This is a genomic window from Streptomyces sp. SBT349, from assembly GCF_001083795.1.
GTDB lineage: Bacteria > Actinomycetota > Actinomycetes > Streptomycetales > Streptomycetaceae > Streptomyces.
This window is the reverse complement of record NZ_LAVK01000020.1, coordinates 1-26,802: the sequence shown is the minus strand read 5'-3', so window position 1 is coordinate 26,802 and position 26,802 is coordinate 1. Positions and strand designations below refer to the sequence as shown.

Sequence of the window (26,802 nt, the reverse complement as noted above, 5' to 3'; positions counted from 1 at the left end):
GCGCATGCTGTCATGGCCCCGTGCGCTGGCCAGGAAGGGCCGGCGGGAGACCGGCGGCGCCTCGCCCGAGGAGCCGCCGGTGGGGGAGGCCGGCGCCGACCTCGAACTGGGCCGCGCCTCGCAGTGGCGCCTGGTCTGGCGGAAGTTCCGCAAGCACAAGCTGGCGGTCGGCGGCGCGGTCGTGGTCCTGGGCGTCTACCTCGTCGTCGTCTTCGCGGAGTTCCTGGCGCCCGCCTCCGCGAGCGCCACCGACGAGGAGCTCACCTACGCCCCGCCGCAGACGATCCAGGTGGACTTCAGCCTCACCGGGGGAATCGACCTCTACGTCCACGGGTTCGAGACCCGGCGGGACCCGGAGACGTTCGAGCAGGTGCACACCGTCGACACCTCGGAGAGGATCCCGCTCCGGCTCCTCCCGCGCGGGGAGTCGTACGAGATGTGGGGCATCATCCCGATGGACCGCCACCTCTTCGGCCCCGTGGACGCCGACCAGCGGGCCTACTTCCTCGGCGCGGACAGATCCGGGCGGGACCTGCTGTCGCGCATCATCCACGGGGCGCGGGTCTCGCTGTCCATCGGGCTCATCGGGGTGGTCGTGAGCTTCGTGCTCGGACTGTTCTTCGGCGGCATCTCCGGCTACTTCGGCGGGGCCCCCGACACCGCGATCCAACGCCTCATCGAGTTCCTCATGGCGGTCCCGACACTGCCCCTGTGGCTGGCGCTCTCGGCGGCCGTGCCCCCCGACTGGGGGCCGCTGATGCGGTACTTCGCCATCACCACGATCCTGTCGGTGATCGGCTGGACGGGCCTGGCCCGGGTGGTGCGCGGGCGCTTCCTGTCCCTGCGCGAGGACGACTTCGTGATCGCGGCCCGGCTCGACGGGTGCGGCAGACGCCGGATCATCTTCCGCCACATGGTGCCCTCCATGTCCAGCCATGTGATCGCCTCGCTGAGCATGGCCGTGCCCGCGATGATCCTCGGCGAGACCGCCATGAGCTTCCTCGGCCTCGGCCTCCAGTCCCCGGCGGTCAGCTGGGGGGTCCTGCTCCAGGAGGCGCAGAACGTGCGGACCATCGAGACCGCGCCGTGGCTGATGCTCCCCGGTCTCGCGGTGTTCGTCACCGTCCTGGCCATGAACTTCGTGGGCGACGGGCTGCGCGACTCCGCGGATCCGTACAAGTGAGACCGCCCCGCACCGAGCCGAAGGAGTTGCCGTGAGCGAGACCGTCCTGCGGGTGAGGGGCCTGCGCACGCACTTCACCCTGGACGACGGCGTGGTCAAGGCCGTGGACGGCGTGGACCTGGAGATCGCCCGGGGGGAGACCCTGGCCGTGGTGGGCGAGTCGGGGTGCGGCAAGAGCGTGATGGCCCGCTCGATCCTCCGCCTCGTCGACCGGCCGGGGCGGATCACCGGGGGTGAGATCTGGGTCAGGCAGCCCCCGGACGGCATGATCGACCTCGTGCCCGCCGACGAACGGGCCGTCCGCGCCGTGCGGGGCAAGCGCATCGCCATGGTCTTCCAGGAGCCGATGACGTCGATGAGCCCGATGCACACCCTCGGCAACCAGATCGGCGAGGCCATCCTGCTCCACGAGCGGGTCACCAAGGCCGAGGCCCGCAGGCGCACCATCGACCTGCTCGGCCGGGTGGAGATCCCGGACCCCCGGCGCCGCGTCGACCAGTACCCCTTCCAGATGAGCGGGGGCATGCTCCAGCGGGCGATGATCGCCATGGCCCTGGCCTGCAACCCCGAACTGCTCATCGCCGACGAGCCGACCACCGCCCTGGACGTCACCACCCAGGCCCGCATCCTGGAACTCCTGCGCTCCCTCCAGGACGACTTCGGCATGGCGGTCATGCTGATCACCCACGACCTGGGGGTGGCGGCGCAGATGGCGGACCGCGTGGCCGTGATGTACCTGGGCACCGTCGTCGAGCGCGGCGACGTCATGTCCGTCTTCCGCTCCCCCCGCCACCCGTACACCAAGGCGCTGCTGCGCTCGATCCCCAAGCTGGGCTCCGGGGCGCGCGAACGCCTCCGACCCGTCCGCGGGATGGTGCCCCACGCCTACCACCGGCCGTCCGGCTGCCCGTTCCACTCGCGCTGCGAGGAGTTCATGGCCGGGCGCTGCGACGTGACGGTGCCCCCGCCCGTGGTCGGCCCCGAGCCGGACCGCGAGGTGCGCTGCCTGCTCTACGAGGCCGAGGGCGCGTCAGCCCCCCGCCGGGAAAGGATGGACCCGTGACCCGCACCACCGCCGCCCCGCGCGAGGACGTCGCGCTGCTGGAGACGCGCGGGCTGACCAAGCACTTCCCCCTCAGACGCGGCCTCCTGGGGCGCGTCGCCGGACACGTGCGGGCCGTCGACGGCGTCGACCTGCGCGTCCCCGGCGGGCGCACCGTCGCCCTGGTCGGGGAGTCCGGCTGCGGCAAGTCCACCCTGGGCCGCTGCCTGCTCCGGGTGTACGAGCCGACCGCGGGCGAGATCCTCTTCCGCGACCCCGCCGACGGCACCACCGTGGACCTGGCCGCGCTCGACGAGGCGGCCCTCAAGCCGTACCGCAGCAAGATCCGCATGGTCTTCCAGGACCCGTTCGCCTCGCTGAACCCCCGGATGACCCTGCTCCAGATCGTCGGCGAGCCGCTGCGGGTCAACCGCTCCCTCGGCCGGGAGGAGCTGGAGGAGCAGGTCGCGGAGCTGCTGCGCCGGGTGGGCCTGCGCCCCGAGCACATGCGCCGTTACCCCAACGCGTTCAGCGGCGGCCAGCGCCAGCGCGTCGGCATCGCGCGGGCGTTGGCGCTCTCGCCGCGGCTGGTGGTCGCCGACGAGGCGGTCAGCGCCCTGGACGTGTCGGTGCGCGCGCAGATCCTCAACCTGCTGAAGGACCTCCAGGACGAGGAGGAGCTGACCTACCTCTTCATCTCCCACGACCTCGGCGTGGTGGAGTACATGGCCGACGAGGTCGTGGTCATGTACGTCGGCCGGGTGGTGGAGACCGGCGCCACGGACGAGCTGTACGGCGGCCCGCTCCACCCCTACACCGAGGCGCTGCTGTCCGCCGTCCCCGACCCGGACCCGGCGGCCCGCCGCCGGGAGCGGATCGTGCTGCGCGGCGAGGTCGCCGACCCCTCCCGGGTGCCGTTCGGCTGCCCCTTCCACCCGCGCTGCTTCCACGCCCGCGACCGGTGCGCCACCGAGGTCCCGGCGCTGCGCGAGATCCGCCCCGGCCGCACGGCGGCCTGCCACTTCGCCGAGGAGCTCGAACTGAGAGGGGTCGGCTCGTGAACGATCCGCGCTTCGACGGCGTGGTCCGCACCTCGCAGCGGGACCCGGCGCTGCGGGAGGCGCTGCTGCCCGTCCGCCACCCGGGCGACAGCCACGCGGCGAACCTGCTGGAACTGGACGACGGGGACCTGCTGTGCGCGTGGTTCAACGGCCCCGAGGAGGGCGACGCGGGCACCGACGTCGTCCTCTCCCGGCTGAGCCGGGGCGGGCAGCGCTGGTCGGCGCCGCTGCGGCTGGCCCAGGACCCGGAGCGCTCGGAGCAGAACCCGGTCCTCGCCCAGGACGCCGAGGGCACCGTGTGGCTCTTCCACCCCTCCAACACCCCGCACGACCAGAAGACCGCGCGGCTGGTCGTGCGCACCTCGCCGGACCGCGGCCGGACCTGGAGCGAGCCGCGCGTCCTCTTCGAGGGGCCCGGCATCTTCGTGCGCAACCCCCCGCTGCTGCTCCCCGACGGCTCCTGGATGCTGCCCGCCTACTGGTGCCGCCCGGGCGGTGAGCACAGCACCGTCATGATCAGCCAGGACGGCGGCGGGACGTGGCGCGAGCACGACCTGCCGGGCAGCGGCCACCTGGTGCAGATGACCGCCGTGCGACGGGACGACGGGAGCCTGTTCGCGATGTTCCGCAGCCGCGCCGCCGACCGGATCCACGCCTCGGAGTCCTTCGACCTGGGCCGGACCTGGCAGCCGCCGACCAGGACCGAGCTGCCCAACAACAACTCCGCCGTCCAGCTCACCCGGCTGACCGGCGGCACCCTCGCCCTTCTCTACAACGACGCCTCGCTGGAGCGCGACCAGTTCCGCTGGGTCGGCGAGGGCGCCGGGCGGCGCAAGAAGGCGCTGCGCACCCCGCTGACGCTCGCGCTGTCCGAGGACGGCGGGCGCACCTGGCCCCACCGCCGCGACGTCCAGACCGCCGACGAGGAGTACCGGGACAACGAACTGGGCTACTCCTACCCCAGCGTCGTCCAGACCCGCGACGGAGCGCTGCACCTCGCCTACTCCTTCCTGCGCAAGACGATCAAGTACGTGCGCCTTCACGAGGACTGGGTCAGGGCGGCGCCCGCGCCGGGGGAGACCGGCCCGTGACCGTGGAGCGGTGGGGGGTCTTCGAACTCGACCTCGACGGGCCGGCGCACGGCAACCCGTACACCGACGTGCGGCTGAGCGCCCTGTTCCAGTACCGCAACCGGGTCGTGGAGGCCGACGGCTTCTACGACGGCGACGGCCGCCACCGGATCAGGTTCATGCCGGACCGGGAGGGCACCTGGCACTACGTCACCCGCTCCGACGTGCCCGAACTCGACGGCAGGCAGGGCACGTTCGAATGCGTCCCGCCGGGAGTGGGCAACCACGGCCCGGTGCGGGTGGCCGGCACCGGGTTCGCGTACGCCGACGGCACGCGCTACCTCCCCCTGGGCACCACCTGCTACCACTGGACGCACGACGGGGACGAGGCCGCCGAGGAGCTGACCCTCCGCTCCCTGGCGGCCTCGCCGTTCACCAAGGTCCGCATGTGCCTGCTGCCCACCCGGCACATGAGGCCGCCGCTGCTCGCCTTCCCCGGTGACACCCCCGGCGCGCTCGATCGCACCCGCATCGAGCCCCGGTTCTTCGCCCGTTTCGAGCGGCGGGTGCGCGACCTGCTCGCGCTGGGCATCGTGGCGGACGTCATCCTCTTCCACCCCTACGACGAGGGGCACTGGGGGGTCGACGACATGAGCCGCGAGCAGGACCTCTTCCTGCTGCGCCACACGCTGGCGCGGCTGTCCGCCTACCGGAACGTGTGGTGGTCCATCGCCAACGAGTACGACTTCAACCGCGCCAAGACCGTGGAGGACTGGGACCTGCTGGGCCGGTTCGTCCAGCGGAACGACCCCTACCAGCGCCCGCGGTCCATCCACAACGGCACGCGGATGTACGCCTACGAGCGGATCTACGACTTCGCCCGGCCCTGGATCACCCACCAGAGCATCCAGCACTGGGACGCCCGGCTGACCGGCCGGTGGATGGCACGCTGCCCCAAGCCGGTGGTCATCGACGAGATCGGCTACGAGGGCCTGGCCGACCGGCGCTGGGGGAACCTCACCGCCCGCGCGCTGACCCGCCAGTTCTGGCACGCGGCGGTGGCCGGCGGGTACGTGGGGCACGGCGAGTGCTACCCGGACGCCGACCTCGGCGGCGCCACCTGGATCTCCCGGGGCGGCCGGCTGCGCGGCGAGAGCGTGCCGCGTGTCGCGTTCCTGCGCCGGCTGCTGGAGGAGGGGCCCGCCGACCTCCCCGCGGCGCGGCGGCGGGGCGAGTACTGGCTGGAGTTCTTCGGCGACCGCCGGCCCGCCCACCGGGACGTCCCGCTGCCGCCGGGCGCCGCCTACCGCGTCGACCTGGTCGACACCTGGGACATGACCGTCACCGCCCTGGAGGGCACCCACCGCGACCACCTCCGGGTGGCGTTGAACGGCCGGCCGGACATGGCCCTGAGGATCCGGAGGGCGGAGTGAACGACACCGCGAACCCGCCGCGCTCGTCGCGGGAGGTCGAGCGCTGGGGCGTCCTGGAGCTCCCTCTCCCCGGCCCGCCGGCCGGGCCGGGAACGGGCCCGGAGGTCGTCTTCGTCCACGGCGACCGCCGGTTCACCGCCGCCGGCTTCACCGACGACTCCGGCCGCCGCGCGGTCCGCTTCATGCCGGACGAGGAGGGCGTGTGGCGCTACCGCGGCGCCGGCGCGGAGGGCGCCTTCCTGTGCACCGCCGCCCGGCCGGGCAACCACGGCCCGGTGCGGGTCGGCGGGCTCGGCTTCCGGTACGCGGACGGCCTTCCCTTCCACCCCCTGAGCACCACCGTGGCGGAGGTCACCGAGCCCACCCTGCGGGCGCTGGCGGCCGGGCCGTTCAACCGGGTCCGTCTGCGCTGCCCGGCCGGGACGCCGCTCGCCCGGCTGGAGCGGCAGGTCACCGGCCTGCTCGCGCGTGGCATCGAGGCCGAGGTGCCGCTGCACGGGCGGGACGTCGCCGAGACCGTCTCCCGGCTCGCGGCGTTCCGCAACGTCTGGTGGCGCGCGCCCCACGACGCCGAACTCCAGGCCACCGTCCTGGAGTTCGATCACGGCCGGCACCCGTTGACCGTCCACGGCGGCCCGGAGACCGACTTCGGCGCCCCCTGGATCACCCACGCCAGCGTGCGGCACGAGGAGCCGCGGGCCGTCGCCGGACTGGTGGCGGACCTGGGCAAGCCGGTCATCCTGGACGACTGCGGCGCCGAGGGGGACGCCCAGGAGCCCGAGCTGAGCCTGCCGGCGCCCGAGCTCGTCTCCCGGATCTGGGAGGCGGTGTGCCAGGGCGGCCACGCCACCCACGGCGAGTCCTACGGGGCGCGGCCCTGGCGGACGCACGGCGGCGCGCCGCGCGGCGAGGCGCCCGCGCGCCTCGCCTTCCTGCGGGAGATCCTCGCCGACGCGCCCCCCGGCCTGCGGCACGAGCCCGGGTACTACGACGCCTCGACGGTCGAGGTGCCGGGCGCGTACTGCCTCCAGTACCTCGGCCCGCACCGGTATCCGGTGCGCCACTTCCGGATGGGCGAGGGCACCTGGCGGGTCGAGGTGATCGACGTCTGGAACATGACGGTCGGCGCGCCGGTGACCGTGTCGGCCGACCGTTTCGACGTGGCGCTTCCCGCGCTGCCCTACCACGCGGTGCGGATCCGCCGGGCGCCCGCGGCCTGAGCCGCGCGGCGCCCGGCGGCCCCGCCCTCACCAGTCGAAGCCGGCCTCCGCCTGGGCGCGGATGTAGTTCGGGATGTCCTCGGTCTCCGTGACGGTGAGCGCGGAGGCGACGGACAGCCCGTCCTTGAGCACGTGCTGGCGGAAGACCATGTACAGCGGGAGATCCCAGTACTCGGTCTGCTCGTAGCCGCTCACCGCCGCGTTGTCGCCCCAGAAGACGCCGGAGGTGTCGATGCCGGCCAGCGCCGGGGAGGCGCTGCCGAAGGCGTCGACGACGGCGTCGGAGCGCAGCGCGGGCTTGATGCCGTAGGAGGAGAGCGTGACCTGCGCCTCCTCGGAGACGAGCCACTTCAGGACGTCGAGCGCCTGCCGCCGCTTGGCCGACTGCGGCGGCAGGTAGGCCGCGAGGGTGTTGGGCTGGTACGTGGACTCCTCGCCCCCGCCCAGGACGGGCACGGAGGTGACGGCGAGGTCGACGTTCTCCGCCAGACCCCGCCACTGCTCCAGGTCCGCGGGGTCGATGTACATCTCGTTCAGCGCGTAGGCGTTGAACTTCCAGAGGGTGTCGACGGCCATGGCCACATGGCCGGTCTGGAAGAAGTCGTCCACGGACGTGAAGATGTTCCGCGGGATGAGCAGGAAGCGCTCCATGCTGGCGCCCAGCCGTTGCCAGCCCGCCGAGGTGATGTCCACCCGGATGTCCTCCGGCGCGGGGTTCTCGCTGCCGGTCGCCAGGAACGGGTAGAGCCCGAGCTGGTTGAAGTCCAGGTAGTTGTCCGGGTGCTGGAGGTAGCCCTTGTAGGCGACCAGGTCCACCTCCCTGGTCAGCCGCTCGGCCAGCCGGAACGCGCGGTCGTAGGTCATGCCGTTGGTCGGGTACGGCACGTCGAAGCGGTCGAAGATCTTCTTGTTGTGGAGCAGCACGAAGTCGTCGACCAGCAGCGGTACCCCGTAGACGCCGCCGTCCGAGCGGGACCTGATCAGCTCCACCGCCGCCGGGTTGAGGGTGCCGAGGTCGATGCCGGCGCTCGCCAGGTCGCCGGTGAGGTCGCTCAGCCAGCCGCGCGGCTCCAGGTCGCGGTCGATCCGCCGGCGCGGGTCGTCGATGATGATGTCGGGGACCACGCCGGCCGCCTGGAGGTCCTCGTAGCGGACCGGCTGGTCCCAGACGGCGACCTTCAGCGGGACGTCGGGGAACGCGGCGGCCAGCCCGTTCCCGATGACGGTGTCGAAGAAGCCGGCGATCTCGAACGGCTTGTAGTTGGCGACGAAGACGAACAGCTCGTCGTCGCAGACCTCGAACGGCTCGTCGTAGCGGTTGGGGACCGGGGTGCAGGCCGCTCCGGAGCGGGTGGCATACCGGCTGGGTGCGCGGGGAACGGCCGCTGCCCCGGCCGCGCCCGGGGTCAGGAGCGACGCGCCGGCGCCGGCGGCACCCGCCAGGGCGCCCGCCCCGACGAACGTCCTGCGGGACAGCGGTCGGGCCTTCCGTTCGGCCTTCGAGCCCTCACTCATGGTCACACTGCTCCTTCTGCCGGAGATTGAGACGCCCAGTTGTGCACGAGGTGGCATACCATATGAATGCCATTATCCGGGGTGGAGCGGCAGGGGCGTCAACACTCGTGCAGCGCCCAGTGCGTGGCACGAGTCCGCGCCGCCGGACGAAAGGGGAGCCATGAACGCATCCGGGGCGGCGCGCACGCTGCGCGTCGAGAGCGAGGGAATGGTCCTGGAGATCGAGGCCGGGGGCCCGGACGCGCGGCTGAGCCTGTCCCGCGACGACGGCCGCTACCTCACCGCCGGCCTGGGGGACCTGCTGGCCGTCTCCGTCGGACGGCCCTGGCGCCCGGCGTTCCCCGGCGCCGGCGGGACCACCGTCCACCGCTCCGGCGCCGGGCTCACCGCGCGCTGCGCCGTCGGCCCGCTGGAGGCCGAGGCCACGTTCGCCTTCGGCGAGGGCGCGCTGCACACGGAGGTGACCTGGCGCAACGCGGGCGAGCGCCCGCTGCGGGACGTCGTCGTCGGCCTGGCGCTTCCCCTCCCGGACGCCACGGCCGCCTCGGTGACCCTCCCGGGAGTCCTCTACCGCGGCAACCCCTCCGCCGATCCGGACCGCACCGTGCCCCGGCTCGGCGTGGGCCCGCGGGGCGGCGGGCTCGTCGTCGAGGAGCACCGGCTGCCCGTCCCCGGCGTCCACGCGGAGTGGCACGGTCCCGGCGGCGACCGTTTCCTGACGCTGTACGCGCGCGACCCCGGCGAGGGTTCCCTGGGCGCGGTCGCGCGGGAGGGGACGGCCCTGCTCGCCCTGAGCGGCCCGGTGATGTTCGACGGCCGGCCGGACGTGGCCTACACGCACAAGGCGACCACCGCGCCCCACCACGGCGGCTACCGCGACCTCGCCCCCGGCGCCGCCCTGACGCTCCGGCACGCCCTGCGCTGGGGGCGGCCCGAGCGCCCCGGCCACGGCTTCCGCGACCTGGTCCACCACGGGCTGCGGCGGTACGCGCCCTCCGGCGCCCGGCCGCTGTCCCTGGACGGAATCGTCGAGCTGAAGACCGCGGCCCTGGACCGCCGTTGGCGCGAGGCGGCGGGCGCCGCCGGGTACGTGAAGTTCCCCGGGCCCGGCCACGCGCCGGGCTTCATGTACGGCTGGACCGGCCAGTGCCTGCGGCTGGCGTGGTGCGACGCGCGGCTCGGCCTCGAACGCGGCGAGGAGTGGCGGCTGGAGCGCTGCCGGCGCGCGGTCGACTTCTACCTCGACGGCAGCGCCCGGGGGGCGCCGCCCGGCCTGCGGCTGAGCTTCTATCACCTCGGGGAGCGCCGCTGGACCGGGTTCGAGCGCGGGGGCCGCCCCTTCGTCTCCGCGCGCGCGTTCGGCGACACGCTGGGCGACCTGGCCGACGTGATCGCGCTGCTGCGCGAGCACGGCCGCGCCGTGCCGGAATCCTGGGTCACCGCCCTGGACCAGGGGCTCGACGCCGTGTGCCGCGGCCTGCTCCCCGACGGCCTGGTGCCGCTCGGCTGGGCTTCGGCGGACGGGGCGCCGCTGCCCGAGCCGCCGGGCGCCGCGGGGCTGCCGTGCGTCCTGGCGCTGCTGCGGGCCCAGCGGGTGACGCCCTCACCGGCGCTCCTGGCCACCGCCGCCGAGCTGCTGGGGCGCTACCAGCGGGCCCACGCCGACGACTTCGCCACGCCCTTCGCGCACGCCACCCTGGACGCGGCGTGCGAGGACAAGGAGGGGGGCATCGCGTTCTTCCTGAGCGCCTACGAACTGCTGCTGCTCACCGGCGAGAGCCGTTACCGCGCGTGGGCCGCGGCGGCGGCCGACTGGCTGCTCACCTGGGTCTACCAGTGGAATCCCGCCTACCCGCCCGGCTCCCCGCTGCGCGAGCGCGGCTTCGACGCCACCGGGTGGCCGGCCGTCAGCGTGCAGAACCACCACGTGGACGTGTTCTTCCCGGTCCACGAGCTGGCCCGCTTCGGCGAGCTCGCCGGGCGCCCGGAGTACACCGCGCTGGCCGACACGATGATCCACGCGATGGGCCAGGGCATCTGCGCCCGGCCGGGGGAGTGGGACTTCGACGGCCCCGGCGAGCAGGCCGAGGGCTTCTTCCCCACCCACTGGCAGGCGCGGGGCACCAGCAACACCTGGAACCCGTCCTGGGTGACGGCCCAGGTGCTCGCCAACGCCCTGCGCCTGCGCGCCGCCCCGGCGGCGGAGGGCTGACCCCCGCCACCGGGGCGGCGCGCGGCCGGGTCCCGAAGGCCGGACCCTACAGGCCGAGGCGGGCCGGGCCGGGGCGGTGGACGCCCGCCGGGCGGTAGCCGAGGGCCTCGCTCACCCCGAGGTGGTCGGCCAGCAGCCAGGCGATGGCCAGCCACATCTCGGTGCCCTGGAGGCCCGGTTGATGGCGCGGCCCGGCGCCGGGCACCAGCGCGAAGGCGAAGCCCTCCCCGTCCCGCCAGCCGTCGAGCAGGCGGTCGAGCTGCCGGCGGGCCCACCGGCGGCCCTCCTCCAGCCGGTGCGTGGTCTGCCGGGCGCACGACCAGAGCGGGTGGATGACGTCGAGGACGTTGCACGCGTTGCCCCGGCCCGCCCCGAAGAACGCGGCGTCCGCGCTGTGGGTGAGGACGGTGTCCACGGCTCGCTCCGGGTACGGCAGCCCGAGCCCGAACTGGGCGAAGGTGCCGCGCGAGAGCCGGTAGAGGCCGTTGACCGGCTGGAGCCAGCGGTCCTCCGCGCCGGGGCTGCCCCACAGGCCGTGCCAGGGGTCGGCATGGGTGAGCAGCCAGCCGAAGAGGGTGTCGGCGGCCGGCGCGCGCAGGCCGAAGCCCTCCAGGTTCACCAGGATTCCCGTGCCGACGCCGTCCACCCAGTGGCCCGAGCGCCAGGCCGCGCGTTCCCACGGCAACGCCTCCAGCCGGGCCGTGAGCTCCGTCGGGCTCAGCTCGTGGACCGCCCGCACGGGGTGCTCGAAGCCGGAGCCGAGCAGCGTGAGCGCGTAGCCGACGCACAGGATGTGGTACATCGCGCTGTCGTCGTCCAGCGTCGGCGGCCCGGCCCCGTGCTCGGGGACGAGTCCGGTCGCCGGGTCCTGCGCCCCGCGCAGCCGGGCGACCAGGTCCTCGGCGCCGATGCCGGGCGGCCGGCCGCCGAGCAGCAGGTGCGCGATCTCGACGGCGTCGCAGTCCGCCCGGACGGTGCGGGGCGCGCCCGGCCGGTCGGTGTACGCCGGGCTGCCGTCGGGTGCCTCGCCCAGGCAGCGGGCCAGCACCCGCGGCGCCTGCTCGCGGGCGCGCGCGGCGAATCCCTCCAGCCGCGCCTCCAGGCAGCGCGGCCCCGCCGCCGCCCCGGCGGCGCGCGCCGCCGGGGGGTCCCTGCGGTCGCGCAGCACCCGCGCCGGGTTGCCGGCGGCGACCGACCACTCGGGCAGGTCGCGCGTGACCACCGCGCCCGCGCCGATCACGCAGTGCGCGCCGATGGAGACCCCGTCCAGGACGACGGCGTGCGAGCCGATCCACACGTCGTCGCCGATCTCGATCCCCCGCGAGACGAGCGGCTGCTTGTGGACGGGCCGGTCGGGGGCGGCCGAGTGGTTGAAGCCCAGCACGGAGCTGTGCGCCCCGACGCGTACCCCGTCGCCCATGCGCACCCGGCCGCGCACGACCGTGTAGGGGTTGACCGTGCAGTCGCGGCCCATCGTCACCTCGTCGGTGACGTAGGCGTGGGCGGCGACGTAGGAGCGTTCCCCCATGGTCAGCCGGTCGGTGAGGACCCCGGCCCAGGGGGACAGGTAGACGTCCCCGGTGAGTTCCGTCTCGCCGCCCCGCGCGGCCAGCCGCTCGGTCAGCCCTCGCTGCCAGGCGCGCTGCGCGCCGCGCTCGGCGTCGGTGGCGGAGCCGAAGTACAACCAGGGGCACCAGTCGTGGCGCCCCGGCGTGGTCCCGGGCGCCGCGAGGTCGGGCGCAACGGGGGCGGGGTCGGGGCCTGGGGTGTCAGGTGGCGTCATGAGGGGCGTCCTCGGGGGTCGGTTCCGGCCGGGTGACGTCGTCCAGGATGAGCCCCTCGACGTGCTCCAGCCGGTCGGCCTCGTCCAGTTCGGCGAAGGAGCAGTCGGCCAGCCGGAGGTCGCGGATGGGGGCGTGCGGGTAACCCTGGGCGAGGATGGCGCGCCGGGCCTTCCCGACGGTGACGTCGCGGACGCCGATGTTCGCCACCCGCGGGGGGTACGCGCCGGTGTCACCCTCGCCGCGGTGGAAGTCGCAGGTGAGGAACTCCTTGGTGAGGTGGGTCACCGTGAGCTCGTCCAGCTGGATGTTCTCGGCGAAGCCACCGCGGACGGAGTTGGTCTTGATGTAGAGGCCGAAGTACAGGCCGGGGCCGCCGATGCGGCAGCGGCGCGCGAACACGTTGCGGATGCCGCCGGTCATGTCGCTGCCCAGGGTGATCGCCCCGTAGCGGTGGAGCATGACGCAGTCCTCGATGAGGATGTCCTCGCTGGGCACGTTCACCCGGCGGCCGTCGGCCTCCCGGCCCGACTTGACGGCGATGCAGTCGTCGCCCGCGTTGAAGACGCAGCCGCGGATGACCACGTCCCGGCAGGACTCCGGGTCGCAGCCGTCGTTGTTGGGGCCGATGCTGTCGACGGTGACGTCCTGCACGAGGACGCCGCGGCAGAGCACCGGGTGGATGACCCACATCGGGGAGCGCACGAAGGTGACGCCCTCGACGAGGACGTTCTCGCAGCGGTACGTCTCCAGGAAGTTGGGCCGGAAGTGGTGGCCGGTGGCGTAGACCCGCTCCTCGACGGGGTCGCCCCGCTCGGCCTGCCGCCACAGCAGCGGCCAGTCGTCCTCCTGCTGCGGCAGGCCGGGCCGCCAGCCGAACTCCTCCTGCCCCGACCAGGGCCACCAGTGGTCCGGGTCCGCCCGGCCGTCCAGCACGCCGGCGCCGGTGACCGCGATGTTCCGCTGGCCGTGCGCGTACACGAGCGGGGAGTAGCCGTAGGTCTCCACGCCCTGGAACCGCGTCAGGACGGGCGGCAGGTACGCGGCCGGGTCGCGGCTGAAGGCGAGCGTGGCCCCGGCGCGCAGGTGCAGGTCCACGCCGGAGAGCAGCCGGATCGCGCCGGTGGCCCAGGTGCCCTCGGGCACGATGACATGGCCGCCGCCGGCGGCGTGGCAGGCGGCGACGGCGCGGGCGATGGCCCGCGTGCAGTCGGTGGTCCCGTCACCCACGGCGCCGTGGTCGGTCACCGGGAACTCGCGGTCGGGGAAGCGCGGCGGGCGCACGCGCGCGGCGATGGCGTCGGCCTGTCGCCTGGCCAGGTCGGCCGGTGAGGCGTTCACGCGCCTCCTCCGTCACCGACGTCCGCGCCGTTGACGGTGACCCCGCGCAGCACCAGGCCCTCCACGTTCTCGGTGACGTACCCCTCCTCGATGCCCTCGAAGGCGCAGTCGGTCAGCAGCACGTCGCGGATGGGGTTGGCGTCGTTGCCCAGCAGGTTCCAGGCGAGCGTGCCCGACTCGGCGGTGAGGTGGTGCACCGCGATGCCGTGGACGTCCGGGTAGTGGTCGCCGGTGTCGACGTTCTCGTAGTCGAGCGCGATCTCGATCACGGCGTCGCCGACCGTGCCCACGGTGATGTCGGTGAACACGACGTCGGTGATGTGGCCGCCGCGCACCGGGTTGGACTTCAGGCGCAGCGCCCGGTCGAGCTGCGGGCTGTCCATCCGGCAGTCGCGGGCGAGGATGTTGTGGACGCCGCCGGTCATCTCGCTGCCGATGGTGACGCCGCCGTGGCCGTCGCGCATCTCGCAGCCCTCGACGAGCGCGCTGTGGCAGGGGACGTTCAGCCGGCGGCCGTCGGCGTCACGCCCGGCCTTGAAGGCGATGCAGTCGTCGCCGGTGTTGAAGACGCAGTCCTTGATCAGGACATAGGCGCAGGACTCGGGGTTGCAGCCGTCGTTGTTGGGGCCGTCGGGGCTCTCCACCGTGACGCCCCGGACGGTGACGTTGCGGCAGAGCACGGGGTGGATGTTCCACATCGGCGAGTCCTTGACCGTCACGCCCTCGATGAGCACGTCGCGGCAGTCGTAGAACTGGATCATGTTCGGCCGCAGGTGGTGGCCCGCGCCGAAGACCCGTTCCGCGACGGGCACGCCCTGCTCGGCCCAGGCGCGCAGCGCGGTCTTGTCCCCGCTCTCGGGCGAGGGCCCGCCGTCCTGGCCCCTGGTCCAGTCCCACCAGTGGGTGTCGTCGGCCTGCCCGTCGATCACCCCGCTGCCGGTGAGCGCGATGTTCCGGCAGCCGTGGGCGTAGACGAAGGGGGAGTAGTTGAGGCACTCCACGCCCTCGTAGCGGGTGTGGACCACCGGCAGGTACGCGGCCGGGTCCCGGCTGAAGCGCAGCGTGGCGCCCTCGGCGAGGTGCAGGTCGATGGTGTCGCGCAGGTGCACCGCGCCGGTGAGGAACGTGCCGGCGGGCACGAGGACGCGGCCGCCGCCGGCGGCGTGGCAGGCGGCGATGGCGCGGGCGATGGCCTGCGTGCAGTCGGTGGTCCCGTCGCCCACGGCGCCGTGGGCGGTGATGGACACGGTGCGGCGGGGGAAGCGGGGCGGGCGTATCCCGGCGAGGATCCCCGCGGCCTGCGCGTCGCTCGGCCGCCGCGGCCCCGGCGCTCCGGCGTCCGCTCCGGCGGCCGACCCGGCTCCGGCGGCCGACCCGACGCCGAGGGCGAGCGCGGCGGTCGAGCCCGCGCCGAGCACGAAGGCCCGGCGGGCGGGCCCGGCCGCGGCGCCGGGCTCCCGCGGTCCCTCCTGGCGGCTCACCATGACCACTCCCGGTCCGGGACGTGCAGCGTGTGGGCGCGCCGTGGCGCCTTCGGCTCCAGGGTGCGGGGACTGTACATCGGACGTGACCTGCCTTCCGGTTCTATGCCGACGACGTCGTCGCCGCGCCACCGGGCGCGGAAGACGCGCCCGGCCGCGGTTTCGTCGGTGGTGGACTCCGCGAGAGGGAACGTGACGGTGATCCGCTCGCCCGCCCGGGGGCGTTCGAGCCGGAGGTAGCCGTCCGGCGCCCACAGGCCCGGCTCCCGGCCGGAGGCGGTGGTGGGCGGGCCGGCGGCCGGGCGGCGGGCGACGGCGAGGTGGGCCCAGCCGGCCCAGGGCGGCACGCGCAGCCGCAGCTCGCGGCAGTCGGCGCGCACGTCGAGGTCCACCCGGCCCTCGTGGGGCAGATGGCTGAGCACGTCGACGAGGCCGCTGCCGCGGTTGAGCAACAGGTTGACGCGCAGGAGCCGTTCGTCGCCGGTGAGCACCGCGTTCCAGCCCGTGAACAGGCCGCGCACCCCCGAGCCGACGCAGCACGCCTGGACGTCGCTGGTGTGACCGCGGCCGAGGGCCACGTCGCACACGTAGTCGTTGGGCGCGCCGTAGCCGGCGAAGGCGCCCCGTACCCGTTCCCCGACGCGGTGGTGGGTCTCCCAGCCCGGCGTGTCCAGCGAGCGGTCGGGCGCCGAGCGGACCCAGTCGGTGTCGGTGAGCTGGGAGGCGGCGAGGTGGTTGCGCAGGAAGCGCTCCACCACCGTCCAGTACCCGGTGTGCCCGGCGCGGGCCAGGGTGGTGCCGATGCCGATCAGGTCGACGAGCGAGCAGGTCTCGTGCTCGTGGCGCTGGTCGGCCAGGTCGCCCGGGGTCCAGCCGAAGGCGGTGGCCTGCGTCAGCGCCCAGTCGAAGGCGTTCTTCACGAACGCGGTCAGGGCGTGGTCGCCGGTGTGGACCGCGTACCGCGCGATGCCGTCCAGCGTGCCGAGCCGGGTGTGGAAGTGGCCGCTGCGGTAGGCGAGCGCCGGGTTGAAGCTGCCGTCGGGCAGGAAGACGCCGCTCCGCTCGGTGATGAGCCGGGTGAACCAGCCGCACAGTTCCAGGGCGTCGGCGCTGCCCGTCGCCTGGTGGTGGCGCAGCAGCGGCATGACGAGCCGGCCGCAGAACGTGGCCGGGTCGGGCGCCAGGCGGAGGTGGACCGCGTTGTCCGAGGGCCAGCCGCGCGGGGTCCACTCCGAGGCCGGGTAGTACCACGCGTCGCGCTCCTTGACGGCGATCCGCCGCAGGGCGGCGACGAGCCGGTCGGCGGCGCGCCGCGCCCGCTCGTCGCCGCTGTCCGTGTACCAGGTGGTGAGCGCGAGGAGGGTGGCGCGCTGGTCGATGAGGTTGGCGTGCGCCGCCCAGTGGCCACGGGGGTGGGTGCGCCGGTAGCTCAGTCCGTCCTCGGCCAGCAGGTCCAGCAGGGTGGCCTTGTAACGCTCCTCGGTCTCGCGCCACCAGGACGCGCCGGTCATCTGCCGGGCGAGGACGCAGGCGTCGGTGAGGCGGCCGTGGCTGGAGCCGTAGTCGTAGTCGCCGTGCACGAGCGAGGCCGGTTCGGCGAGGAGGTCGGCGCTGAAGAAGGGGACGTGGCCGAGCTCGGGGTCGGCGAGTCCGGTGACCGCGTTCATCGCCTGCTCGGCGCGTTCCTCCAGCAGCAACGTCGCCGGGATGTCGGGCATGGATCCCTCACACCGTTCTCAATGTTCGAACGAACACGAATGCGGGACAGGCTAGGAGCGGCCGTCGCCGCCGTCAACAAGGCCGGACAGCTGGATGGATATTCATCTCGCGAGCGATCGGCGCGGTTGACGCGGACCGGGTACCGCTCTAGCTTCTGTTCACTCGAACAATCCGGGTCGAGACGAGGCGGAGGGGCATGGGAGAGAGCGGACGGACGCGCAGGGACGTCATCCTGCGGATGCTGGACGAGCGGGAACGCCTGGAGGTCGCCGAGCTCACCCGGTGCCTCGGCGTCTCGGCGATGACCGTCCGCCGCGACCTCGGGCAGCTGCAACAGGACGGCGTGCTGCGCCGGGTGCACGGCGGCGCCGTGCGCCGGGAGCGCTCGCCGTTCGAGACCCGCGCGGTCGCCCGCGCGGCGGAGAAGCTCCGCATCGCCACCCGCGCCGCCGGGCTGATCCAGGACGGCGACAGCGTCGCGATCGACACCGGCACCACGGCGCACAGCGTGGCCCGCGCGCTGCGCGGCACCCGGGACCTGGTGGTCGTCACCAACTCCATCCACGTGGCCGGGGAGTTCCGCAAGGCGCCCGGCACCTCGGCCAAGGTGCTGCTCGCCGGCGGGGTGATCGCCCCGGAGATGTGCCTGGTCGGCGCGCTCGCCACGGAGACCATCCGCAAGCTGCACGTGAACAAGCTCGTCCTGGGCTGCGGCGGACTCACCCCGGAGCGCGGCCTGACCTTCTTCGACCTGGAGGAGGCCGAGGTGCGCCGCGCGATGCTGGAGATCGCCGAGACGGTGATCGTCGTCATGGACCACACCAAGTTCGGCCGCACCGAGACGATCTCCGTCGCCCGCCTCGACCAGGTGGACGTGCTCGTCACGGACGTCGAGCCCCCGCCGCCCTACCCCCGGCTGTGCCGCGAGAGCGGAGTCGAGCTGGTGATCGCCTGACAACGGGCAGACAGGAGACCTGACATGGCAGAGGCCCCCGCCGCGCCGACCCACCTCAGGACCGGGTACCTCACCGACCCCCTCGGCATCGACGCCGAACGCCCCGACCTCTCCTGGCGGCTCGCCGCCGGACGGCAGCGCGCCTACCGGATCCAGGTGGCGTCCACCCCCGGCCGACTCGCCGGCGGCGAGCACGACCTGTGGGACAGCGGCCGGGTGGCGGGCGAACGCGGGGTCGCGGTGCCCTACGCCGGCCGGCGGCTCGGCTCCGGCCGGCGGGCCTGCTGGCGGGTCCGGGTGTGGGACGAGAACGACGTGGCGTCCGCCTGGAGCCGGACGGCCGTGTGGGAGACGGGGCTGCTCCGGCCCGCCGACTGGGGCGGCGCGCGCTGGGTGACCGCCCCCGAGTGGGCCCCGCCCGCCACCGCGGAACACGACCCGGACCGCGCGATGCCCCTGCTGGCCCGCGACTTCCACCTGAAGCCGCCCATCCGCAGCGCCCGCCTGTACGCCACCGCCCTGGGCGTCTACCACCCCACCGTCAACGGGCGCCGCGTCGCCGCCGCCGAGCTCGAACCCGGCTACACCGCCTACGACAAGCGGCTGCTGTACGCCACCTACGACGTCACCGGCGCGCTGCGGGCGGGCGCCAACACCGTCGGCTTCCAGCTGGCCGGCGGCATCGCCCACGTTCCCGACGTGCCGGGCCGCTACCAGAAGCTGCACGTCAGCTACGGCCTGCCGAGGCTCCTCGCGGTGCTGCGCGTGGAGGCCGACGACGGCTCCTTCACCACCCTCGTCACCGACGAGAGCTGGCGCACGGCGGCCGGCCCCGTCACCCTCTCCGACTGGTTCGGCGGCGAGGAGTACGACGCCCGCCGCGAGCGGCCCGGCTGGGACGTGCCGAGCGCCGACGGGGCCCACGGGGCCGACCGCGCCGCCGTCCGGGCGGGCTGGCGCCCCGCGGTGGTCGTGCCCGCCCCGGACGTCACGCTCACCGCCCGCGCCCACCCGCCGGTCGAGGTCGTGGAGGAGCTGACCGCCGTCTCCGTGACCGAGCCGCGGCCCGGCGTCCACGTCGTCGACTTCGGCGTCAACGTCGCCGGCCGCCCGGAGCTGCGCGTCGCCGGGCCCGCCGGCACCACCGTGACCCTGCGCCCCGCCGAGCTGCTGAACGAGGACGGCACCGTCAACCAGCGCTTCACCGGCCGCCCCTGCTACGACACCTACACGCTGCGCGGCGGCGACCCGCAGACCCCGGAGGTCTGGCACCCGGTCACCGTCTACCACGGCTTCCGCTACGTCCAGGTCGAGGGACTTCCCCGGCCCGCCACCACCGGCACCGTCCGCGCCCACGTGCTGCGCGCCGCCAACCCGCCCGCGGGCGGCTTCCGTTGCTCCGACGAGCTCGTCAACGGCATCCACCGGCTCGTCGACCGCGCCGTGCAGTCCAACATGTACAGCGTCCTCACCGACTGCCCGCACCGGGAGAAGCTCGGCTGGCTGGAGGAGACCCACCTCGTCTTCCCGGCCGTCGCCGACAACTACGACGTCGCCGCGTACTACCGCAAGCTGGTGCGCGACATGGCGGACGCGCAGACCGACTCCGGACTCGTGCCGGGCATCGCGCCCGAGTACACCGTCTTCGCGGACAAGTTCCGCGACGACCCGAACTGGGGCGGCGCGATCGTCCTGGCGCCCTGGCTCCTCCACCGCAGGTACGGCGACACCGCCACACTGCGCGCCCACTACCCGCACATGCGGCGCTATCTGGACCACCTGGCCACCCGGGCCGAGGGCGAGCTGCTCTCCCACGGCCTCGGCGACTGGATGGCCTTCGACACCTCCACGCCGAAGGCCGTCACCGCGACCTACGCCTACCACCGCCTCGCCACGACGATCGGCCGGATCGCCGCGGTCCTGGGCCGGGAGGGCGAGGCCCGTCAGTACGCGGCGCTCGCCGACCGCGTCGGCCACGCCTTCCACCGGGCCTTCTTCGACCCGGGGGAGCACACCTACGCCACCGGCAGCCAGGCCGCCGACGCCCTCGCCCTGGACATGGGCGTCGTGCCGGCGGCCGAGCGCGCGGCCGTGCTCGGCCACCTCGTCGCCGCCATCAGGGCCGAGGGCGACCACGTCACGGTCGGCGAGATCGCCCTGCCCTCGCTGCTGCGGGCGCTCTCCGCCCACGGCCGTGACGACGTCGTCCACGACCTCGTCACCCGCACCGACAACCCCAGCTACGGCTACCAGATCGCGCACGGCGCGACCGCGCTCACCGAACGCTGGGACGGGCCCACCCGCGGCTCCTCGCAGAACCACTTCATGCTCGGCGCGATCCAGGAGTGGCTCACCGCCTCGCTCGCCGGCATCCGCCAGGCCGACGACTCGGTCGCCTTCGACCGGATCGTCATCCGGCCCACCCCGGTAGGAGACCTCACCCATGTCGACGCCTGGTACGACACCCCCCGCGGCCGGGTCCGGAGCGCCTGGCGGCGCCCGCCGGGCGGCGGCCTCCTCCTCGACGTCACCGTTCCCCCGGGGGCGCCCGCCCGCGTCGAGGTGCCGCTGCCCGGCGGCGCCGCCCCGGACCCGGCGCCGCCGGGCGCGCGGGCGCTCGGGGTCGAGGGCGCCCGCGCCGTCTACGAGGCCGGGCCGGGCGACGCGCGGTTCACCGCCGGGGCGTGACCGGGAAGTAGACCGCGTAGCTCTCCTCCTCCACCTCGTGGAGCGGCACGAAGCGCAGCCCCCGGTCCTGGCCGCGGGCGCGCCAGGAGCCCCGCCAGGCGAACGGGTCGCGCTCCTCGTCGGGGGCCAGCAGCGTCTCCGGACGGGCCGGGTCCCCGACCAGGCGGCGCCCCTCGTCGCACAGCCCGGCCAGGACCTCGGGTCCGTAGCGGAACGCCACCGCCTCCGGCCGGTCGGGCAGGGGTATCGCCCGCAGCGCGCGGGGCAGTTCCAGGCGCACGGTGTCCTCGTGCCACGTCCGGCGCACGGTGGCGGAACGGGCGCCGTCCGGCACCTCGTGCCGCCGGCCGTTCACGGTGAGCGTCACCGGCCCGCTCACCCGCTCCGGCACCCGCAGCGCGAGCGCGAACGCGCCGTGAGGGCGGGAGACGATCGCATCGCCTCAGGAAGACGCCCGCGGCCTCCCCCTGTCAATACCCTTTCAGCTGTTTTCGGCCGTTCTCTGCTTTTTGTGGGGAGTTGTGATGCCGTCGTACCACGAGGACCTCACCCCCGGCACCGGGCTGCGCCGGCCCCGCGCCGCGTTCACCTCCGACGCCGGGCGGCTGAGCCTCACCGGCACCTGGCAGTTCCGGCTCTCCGCCACCGCGGACGGCGCGCCGCTGGACTTCCTCGGCCCCCGGCCGCCGGCCGGCGGCTTCACCGAACTGCCCGTCCCCTCGCACTGGGTGCTGCACGGCCACGGCGTCCCGCGCTACACCAACACCGCCTACCCCTTCCCGATCGACCCGCCGCACGTGCCGGACGACAATCCCACCGGCGACCACCGGCTCGCGTTCGACCTGCCCGCCGGCTGGCGGGCGGCGGGCAGCGTGCTGCGCTTCGAGGGCGTCGACTCCTGCTTCCGCGTCTGGCTCAACGGGCGGTGCCTCGGCACCTCCAAGGGCAGCCGGCTGCCGGCCGAGTTCGACGCCGGACCGGCGCTGCGCCCCGGGCCCAACGTGCTCGCCGTGCGCGTGCACCGCTGGTCCTCCGGCAGCTACCTGGAGGACCAGGACATGTGGTGGCTGCCGGGCATCTTCCGCGAGGTCACCCTGCTGGAGCGGCCCGCGGGCGGCGTCGACGACTTCTTCGTGCACGCCGGCTACGACCACCTCACCGGCCGCGGCACGCTCACCGTGGACGCCGACGCACCCGCCCTGCTCACGGTGCCGGAGCTGGGCGTGCGGGACCTGCCCGCCGGGCGGGAGGCCGCCGGCCTGGCCGTGGAGCCGTGGACGGCGGAGACCCCGCGGCTGTACGACGGCCACCTCACCACCCCCGGGGAGCGGATCCCGTTGCGCCTGGGCTTCCGCACCGTCGCGATCACCGGCGGCCTGCTCACCGTCAACGGCACGCCGCTGCTGCTGCGCGGCGTCAACCGGCACGAGCACGACCCCGACCACGGCCGGGCGCTGTCCGTGGCGACCATGCGCGCGGACCTGCTGCTGATGAAGCGGCACAACGTCAACGCGGTCCGCACCGCCCACTACCCGCCGCACCCGGCCTTCCTCGACCTCTGCGACGAGCTGGGCCTGTGGGTCGTGGACGAGTGCGACATCGAGACCCACGGCTTCATCCACGCGGACTGGCGCGGCAACCCCGTGGACGACCCCCGCTGGGCGCCGATGCTGCTGGACCGGATGCGGCGGATGGTCGAGCGGGACAAGAACCACCCCAGCGTCGTCGTCTGGTCGCTGGGCAACGAGAGCCACCACGGCCGCAACCTCGGCCTGCTGGCCGACTGGACCCGCTCCCGCGACCCCGGCCGGCCGCTGCACTACGAGCGCGACCGCAGCTACCGCCACTCCGACTTCTACAGCCTCATGTACGCGCCCGTGGCCGAGGTCGAGCGGATCGGGCGGCGCGAGGAGGCCGCGCCGCCGGAGACGGCCGGCGATCCGGAGCTTGAGGCCAGGCGCCGCGCGCTGCCGTTCCTGCTGTGCGAGTACGCCCACGCCATGGGCAACGGCCCCGGCTCGCTGGCCGCGTACCAGCGGGTCTTCGAGACGTACCCGCGCTGCCAGGGCGGCTTCGTCTGGGAGTGGATCGACCACGGCTTCCGCCGCCGCACCGCCGACGGCCGCGAGTACTTCGGCTACGGCGGCGACTTCGGCGACCACCCGAACGGCGGCACCTTCTGCATCGACGGCCTGGTCTTCCCCGACCGCAGCCCGTCCCCCGGCCTGGTCGAGCTGAAGAAGGTGTTCCAGCCGGTTGCCCTCGAACCGGCCGCCGGCGTCGTGCGCGTGGCCAACCGTCACGCGTTCCGCGATCTGTCCCACCTGCGGTTCACCTGGATCCTGGAGGACGAGGGGGAACGGGTCGCCGCCGGTGAGCTCCCCGTGCCGCCCGTGCCCGCCGGCGGGGAGGCCGCGCTGCCGCTGCCGCGGCTGCCGGCCACCGCGGGGGAGGGGTGGCTGACGGTGCGGGCCGAACTGGCCGACGACGCGCCCTGGGCCGCGGCCGGACACGAGGTCGCCTGGGCCCAGTTCGCCGTGCCCGCTCCGCCCGCCTCGCCCGCTCCGCCCCCGCGTCCAGCCGCCCCCGGCCGGGCCGCCCGGCGCCGCGGGGACGCCATCGCCCTCGGCGAGGGGCTGTTCGACGCCCACACCGGGGTGCTCGGCCGGCTCGGCCCCCTCGGGCTGGACGGGCCCCGCCTGGACGTCTGGCGCGCGCCCACCGACAACGACCGTGGCATGGGCGCGCGCTCCCTCGCGCGCGACTGGCGCCGCGCCGGGCTGGACCGGATGGAGCACCGCACCGTCCGCGTCGCCCCGGGCGAGGACCGGCTGGTGGTGGACACCCGGGTCGCCGCCGCCGGCACCGAGCGGGCGCTGCGCGCCCGTTACACCTGGACCGCGGCCGGGCCCGGCCTGCGGCTGGAGGTCCATGTCGTCCCCGAGGGCCCCTGGCACGACCTGCCGCTGCCGCGCCTGGGGGTGCGGCTGGCGCTGCCGGCGGACTGCGAGGCCGTCCGGTGGTTCGGCCGGGGGCCGGGGGAGTCCTACCCCGACAGCCGCGAGGCCGCCCGGGTGGGGCTGTTCGCGGCCACGGTCGCCGGCCTCCAGACGCCCTACGTCGTGCCGCAGGAGAACGGGCACCGCGCGGAGGTCCGGTGGGCGGAGCTCGGCGGCGCGGACCACGGGCTGCGGATCGAGGGGGCGCCGCACTTCGGCCTCACCGCCCGCCGCTGGACCTCCCGCGACCTGGAGGTCGCCCGGCACCCCACGGACCTGGTGCCGGGCGACCGCGTCTGGGTGAACCTGGACCTCGCCCAGCACGGCCTGGGCAGCGCCTCCTGCGGCCCGGGACCCCTGCCCGAACACCGGCTGGCCGCCACGGAGACCACCTTCGCCCTCCTCTTCCGCTCCCTCCCCTGACCTCTCCTGACCTCCCTGCCGCCCCTAGCCGAGCGGCCAGGGGGTGCCGACGCGGTGGGTGCCGGCGGCCACCTCGACCGGGGTCGAGCCGGGCAGGTCGATCACCGCCGTCGCGCCCGGCGGCACCACCGCCTCCACCTCCAGCCGCCCGGCTTCGACGCGCCACCCGGCCTCCGCCGGCCCGTAGGGGGTGAGGTGCCGGGCCCGCGCGTGCGTGAGCCCGCCGCCGGGGCGCGGCGCGACGCGCAGCCGCCGGTAGCCGGGCGCGGCGGGGGCCAGCCCCGCGACGGTGCGGTGCAGCCAGTCGGCGACGGCGCCGAGCGCGTAGTGGTTGAACGACGTCATCTCGCCGGGGTTGACCGTGCCGTCGGGCAGCAGGCTGTCCCAGCGCTCCCAGATCGTGGTCGCGCCCCGGGTCACCGGGTAGAGCCAGGAGGGGCACGCTCGCTGGAGCAGCAGCCGGTACGCCGTGGCCACCTCGCCGCCGTCTGCGAGGGCGTCGCACACCACGGGTGTGCCGGCGAAGCCGGTGCCGATGCGGTGGTCCGCGCCGGCGACCAGCCGCGCCAGCCGGGCCGCCGCCGCGCGCCGCGAGGAGGCCGGCAGCAGGCCGAAGCGCAGCGCCAGCGCGTAGGCGGTCTGCGTGTCGGAGGCCAGGCGGCCCGCCGGGGTCAGATAGGCGGCGGTGAACGCGGCGCGGAGCGCCGCCGCCATCGCCGCGTACCGGCGCGCGTCCTCCTCCTCGCCCAGCACCCGGGCGATGTCCGCCAGCCGCCCCGCCGAGGCGGCGGCGTAGGCGGAGGCCACCAGGTCCGGGTCGGTCAGGGCGCGGCCGGGGTCGTCCGGGGGCGCGGCCGGGTCCAGCCAGTCCCCGAGCTGCCGGTCGTGCCGCCACAGCCCGTCCCCGTCGAGCCGGGAGGCGACCAGCTCCACCCACGCCCGGGCGCTGGCGTACTGCGCGCGCAGCACCCCGGCGTCGCCGTACCGCTCGTACAGCGTCCAGGGGGTGAGCACGGCCGCGTCGCCCCACACGGCCGCGGGCCAGGACGGCGACCAGTCCGGCCGCCACGCCTCGGCGTCCAGGGTGGGCACGAAGAACGGCACGGTGCCGTCCTCGTACTGCTCGGCGGCCAGGTCCGCCAGCCAGGAGGTCAGCATGCCGGCGCAGTCGTAGAGGAAGCAGGCCGTGGGCGCGAAGACCTGGAGGTCGCCGGTCCAGCCCAGCCGCTCGTCGCGCTGCGGGCAGTCGGTCGGGACGTCGAGGAAGTTGCCGCGCATGCTCCACACGACGTTCTCGTGCAGCCGGTTGAGCAGCGGCTCGGAGCAGTCGAACCAGCCGGTGCGGCGCAGGTCGGTGTGCAGGACCCGCGCGGTGACGTCGCCGGGGCCGAGCGCGCCGGGCCAGCCGGTGACCTCCGCGTAGCGGAAGCCGTGGAAGGTGAACCGCGGCTCCCACTCCTCGGGTCCGCCGCCGCGCAGGGTGTAGTGGTCGGTGGCCTCGGCGTCCCGCAGCGGCCGGGTGCACAGCTCCCCGTCCTGGAGCACCTCGGCGTGGCGCAGGGTGACGGTGGCGCCGGCGGGGCCTTCGGGCCGGATCCGCAGGCGGCCGACGAGGTTCTGGCCGAAGTCGAGGATCGTGCGGCCGGAGGGCGAGGTGAGGACGCGGGCGGGCGGGCGTTCCTCGGTGCGGCGCACGGGCGGCCCGGTGGGGGCGACGAGCGTGGCCCTGTCGCGCGCGACGGCGCGGACCGGATGCCAGGCGGCGGCGTCGAACCCCGGCCGGGAGAAGCCCTCCGGCATCAGCCGGGCGTCGTGGCGCTCGCCGTCGTACAGGCTCGCGGCCAGCAGCGGGCCGTAACGGCAGACCCAGTCCCGTTCGCCGGTGCCGAAGCGCACCTCGGTCCCGTCCGCGCAGTCGGCTTCCAGCTGGGCGAGCAGCGCGAGTTCGTCGCCGTAGAAGGCGCGCACCCCGCCCTGGAACCCGACGCGGCCCCGGTACCAGCCGTCGGCGAGCCAGGCGCCGAGCGCGTTGGGGCCGGGGCGCAGCAGACCGGTGACGTCGAACGTGGCGTACCGCAGCCGGTGGTGATAGCTGGTCCAGCCCGGGGCCAGCGCCTGGTCGCCCACGCGGACCCCGTTGAGCTCCAGCTCGTGGACGCCGTGCGCCGTCGCGTACAGCCGGGCGGTGACCGGCGCGGCGGGCAGCGTGAACTCGCCCCGCAGCAGCACCGGGCGGTCCGGCTCCCGCGCGGCGGCCGGGACGGCGGGCGCGACCATGGCGGCCGTGACGTCCCCCGGGGTCAGCAGCCCGGCCTCCACGGTCAGCGCCGGGCTCCAGTCCGAGGCGGAGCCGTCCTCGCCCCAGACCCGGACCCGCACCTCGCGCCGTTCCCGGGAGGCGAGCGCGGGCGCGCCGGCGGGCCAGGGCACCAGCACGGAGTCGGGGCCGGGGAGGCGGCCGGAGCGCCACGCCGCCCCGGCCGGGTCGCGCAGTTCGACGGCGTAGGCCGCCTGCCGCCAGCCGGGCCGCGCGGCGCGGACCGTCCACGACAGCCGGGGCCGCGGCTCGCCGATGCCGAGGGGTTCACGGTGGTGCTCGGCGACCGGCGCGGCGACCTGGAGGGAGGTGGGGGAGGACGGGGCAACGGACGACACGGCGGTCTCCTCGCTCTTGGTGAC

17 protein-coding genes are annotated in these 26,802 nt (G+C 74.8%); 10 read left to right on the top strand and 7 right to left on the bottom strand.

Going from position 1 to position 26,802, the window contains the following annotated elements:
• Nucleotides 1–4 precede the first annotated feature (4 nt).
• From ADY01_RS04490 to ADY01_RS04465, 6 genes are read left to right on the top strand one after another with little or no spacing between them, the layout of a single operon-like run.
• The gene (locus ADY01_RS04490) at nt 5–1,183 is read left to right on the top strand and encodes an ABC transporter permease (protein WP_078899989.1); all 1,179 of its coding nucleotides are present in this window, start codon (nt 5–7) and stop codon (nt 1,181–1,183) included.
• 31 nt (nt 1,184–1,214) lie between these two features.
• Nucleotides 1,215–2,246 (top strand): ABC transporter ATP-binding protein, encoded by a 1,032-nt coding sequence (locus ADY01_RS04485; RefSeq protein WP_049565722.1) that lies wholly within the window; start codon nt 1,215–1,217, stop codon nt 2,244–2,246.
• The gene (locus ADY01_RS04480) at nt 2,243–3,286 is read left to right on the top strand and encodes an ABC transporter ATP-binding protein (protein WP_049565719.1); all 1,044 of its coding nucleotides are present in this window, start codon (nt 2,243–2,245) and stop codon (nt 3,284–3,286) included. Before ADY01_RS04485 ends, ADY01_RS04480 begins: the two co-directional genes overlap by 4 nt.
• Nucleotides 3,283–4,377: a sialidase family protein gene (locus ADY01_RS04475; RefSeq protein ID WP_049565714.1), complete on the top strand. Its 1,095-nt coding sequence runs from the start codon at nt 3,283–3,285 to the stop codon at nt 4,375–4,377. Before ADY01_RS04480 ends, ADY01_RS04475 begins: the two co-directional genes overlap by 4 nt.
• Entirely contained in the window at nt 4,374–5,789 is a 1,416-nt protein-coding gene (locus tag ADY01_RS04470; protein ID WP_049565709.1) for a DUF5060 domain-containing protein, read from the top strand. The genes ADY01_RS04475 and ADY01_RS04470 overlap by 4 nt, the downstream gene beginning before the upstream one ends.
• Nucleotides 5,786–7,009, top strand: coding sequence for a DUF5605 domain-containing protein (locus ADY01_RS04465; RefSeq protein WP_049565704.1), 1,224 nt, complete (start codon nt 5,786–5,788; stop codon nt 7,007–7,009). Before ADY01_RS04470 ends, ADY01_RS04465 begins: the two co-directional genes overlap by 4 nt.
• A 27-nt stretch (nt 7,010–7,036) precedes the next feature.
• Here ADY01_RS04465 and ADY01_RS04460 read toward each other — a convergent pair whose 3' ends face one another.
• Nucleotides 7,037–8,524, bottom strand: a complete 1,488-nt coding sequence (locus tag ADY01_RS04460) for an ABC transporter substrate-binding protein (RefSeq protein ID WP_049565702.1) — start codon at nt 8,522–8,524, stop codon at nt 7,037–7,039.
• 160 nt (nt 8,525–8,684) lie between these two features.
• Between ADY01_RS04460 and ADY01_RS04455 the strand changes: the two genes are divergently transcribed.
• Nucleotides 8,685–10,736 carry a hypothetical protein gene (locus ADY01_RS04455; RefSeq protein ID WP_053170499.1) on the top strand — a complete coding sequence of 684 codons (2,052 nt, stop codon included), beginning with the start codon at nt 8,685–8,687 and terminating at the stop codon, nt 10,734–10,736.
• A gap of 46 nt (nt 10,737–10,782) precedes the next feature.
• Here the strand turns inward: ADY01_RS04455 and ADY01_RS04450 are convergent, their stop codons facing one another.
• From ADY01_RS04450 to ADY01_RS04435, 4 genes are read right to left on the bottom strand one after another with little or no spacing between them, the layout of a single operon-like run.
• Nucleotides 10,783–12,519, bottom strand: a complete 1,737-nt coding sequence (locus ADY01_RS04450) for an acyltransferase (RefSeq protein ID WP_078899986.1) — start codon at nt 12,517–12,519, stop codon at nt 10,783–10,785.
• Complete coding sequence (locus tag ADY01_RS04445; protein ID WP_199826157.1) at nt 12,506–13,858, bottom strand: glycoside hydrolase family 28 protein; 1,353 nt, start codon at nt 13,856–13,858, stop codon at nt 12,506–12,508. Before ADY01_RS04445 ends, ADY01_RS04450 begins: the two co-directional genes overlap by 14 nt.
• Nucleotides 13,855–15,342: a glycoside hydrolase family 28 protein gene (locus tag ADY01_RS04440; protein WP_078899985.1), complete on the bottom strand. Its 1,488-nt coding sequence runs from the start codon at nt 15,340–15,342 to the stop codon at nt 13,855–13,857. Before ADY01_RS04440 ends, ADY01_RS04445 begins: the two co-directional genes overlap by 4 nt.
• Complete coding sequence (locus tag ADY01_RS04435) at nt 15,336–17,057, bottom strand: beta-L-arabinofuranosidase domain-containing protein (protein WP_049565695.1); 1,722 nt, start codon at nt 17,055–17,057, stop codon at nt 15,336–15,338. The genes ADY01_RS04440 and ADY01_RS04435 overlap by 7 nt, the downstream gene beginning before the upstream one ends.
• A 197-nt stretch (nt 17,058–17,254) precedes the next feature.
• Here ADY01_RS04435 and ADY01_RS04430 point away from each other — a divergent pair, with 197 nt between their 5' ends.
• Both ADY01_RS04430 and ADY01_RS04425 read left to right on the top strand, forming a co-directional pair.
• A complete protein-coding gene (locus ADY01_RS04430; protein WP_049565692.1) occupies nt 17,255–18,013 on the top strand; it encodes a DeoR/GlpR family DNA-binding transcription regulator in 759 nt (252 codons plus the stop codon).
• Nucleotides 18,014–18,037: 24 nt separating this feature from the next.
• A complete protein-coding gene (locus ADY01_RS04425) occupies nt 18,038–20,701 on the top strand; it encodes an alpha-L-rhamnosidase (RefSeq protein ID WP_049565689.1) in 2,664 nt (887 codons plus the stop codon).
• Here ADY01_RS04425 and ADY01_RS04420 read toward each other — a convergent pair.
• A complete protein-coding gene (locus tag ADY01_RS04420; RefSeq protein ID WP_234320056.1) occupies nt 20,685–21,068 on the bottom strand; it encodes a beta-L-arabinofuranosidase domain-containing protein in 384 nt (127 codons plus the stop codon). The two genes, ADY01_RS04425 and ADY01_RS04420, sit on opposite strands and share 17 nt — an antisense overlap.
• Nucleotides 21,069–21,225: 157 nt before the next feature.
• Here ADY01_RS04420 and ADY01_RS04415 point away from each other — a divergent pair, with 157 nt between their 5' ends.
• The gene (locus tag ADY01_RS04415; RefSeq protein ID WP_049565683.1) at nt 21,226–24,123 is read left to right on the top strand and encodes a glycoside hydrolase family 2 TIM barrel-domain containing protein; all 2,898 of its coding nucleotides are present in this window, start codon (nt 21,226–21,228) and stop codon (nt 24,121–24,123) included.
• A 24-nt stretch (nt 24,124–24,147) separates the two neighbouring features.
• Here the strand turns inward: ADY01_RS04415 and ADY01_RS04410 are convergent, their stop codons facing one another.
• A complete protein-coding gene (locus ADY01_RS04410) occupies nt 24,148–26,778 on the bottom strand; it encodes an alpha-L-rhamnosidase (protein ID WP_049565760.1) in 2,631 nt (876 codons plus the stop codon).
• Nucleotides 26,779–26,802 lie beyond the last annotated feature (24 nt).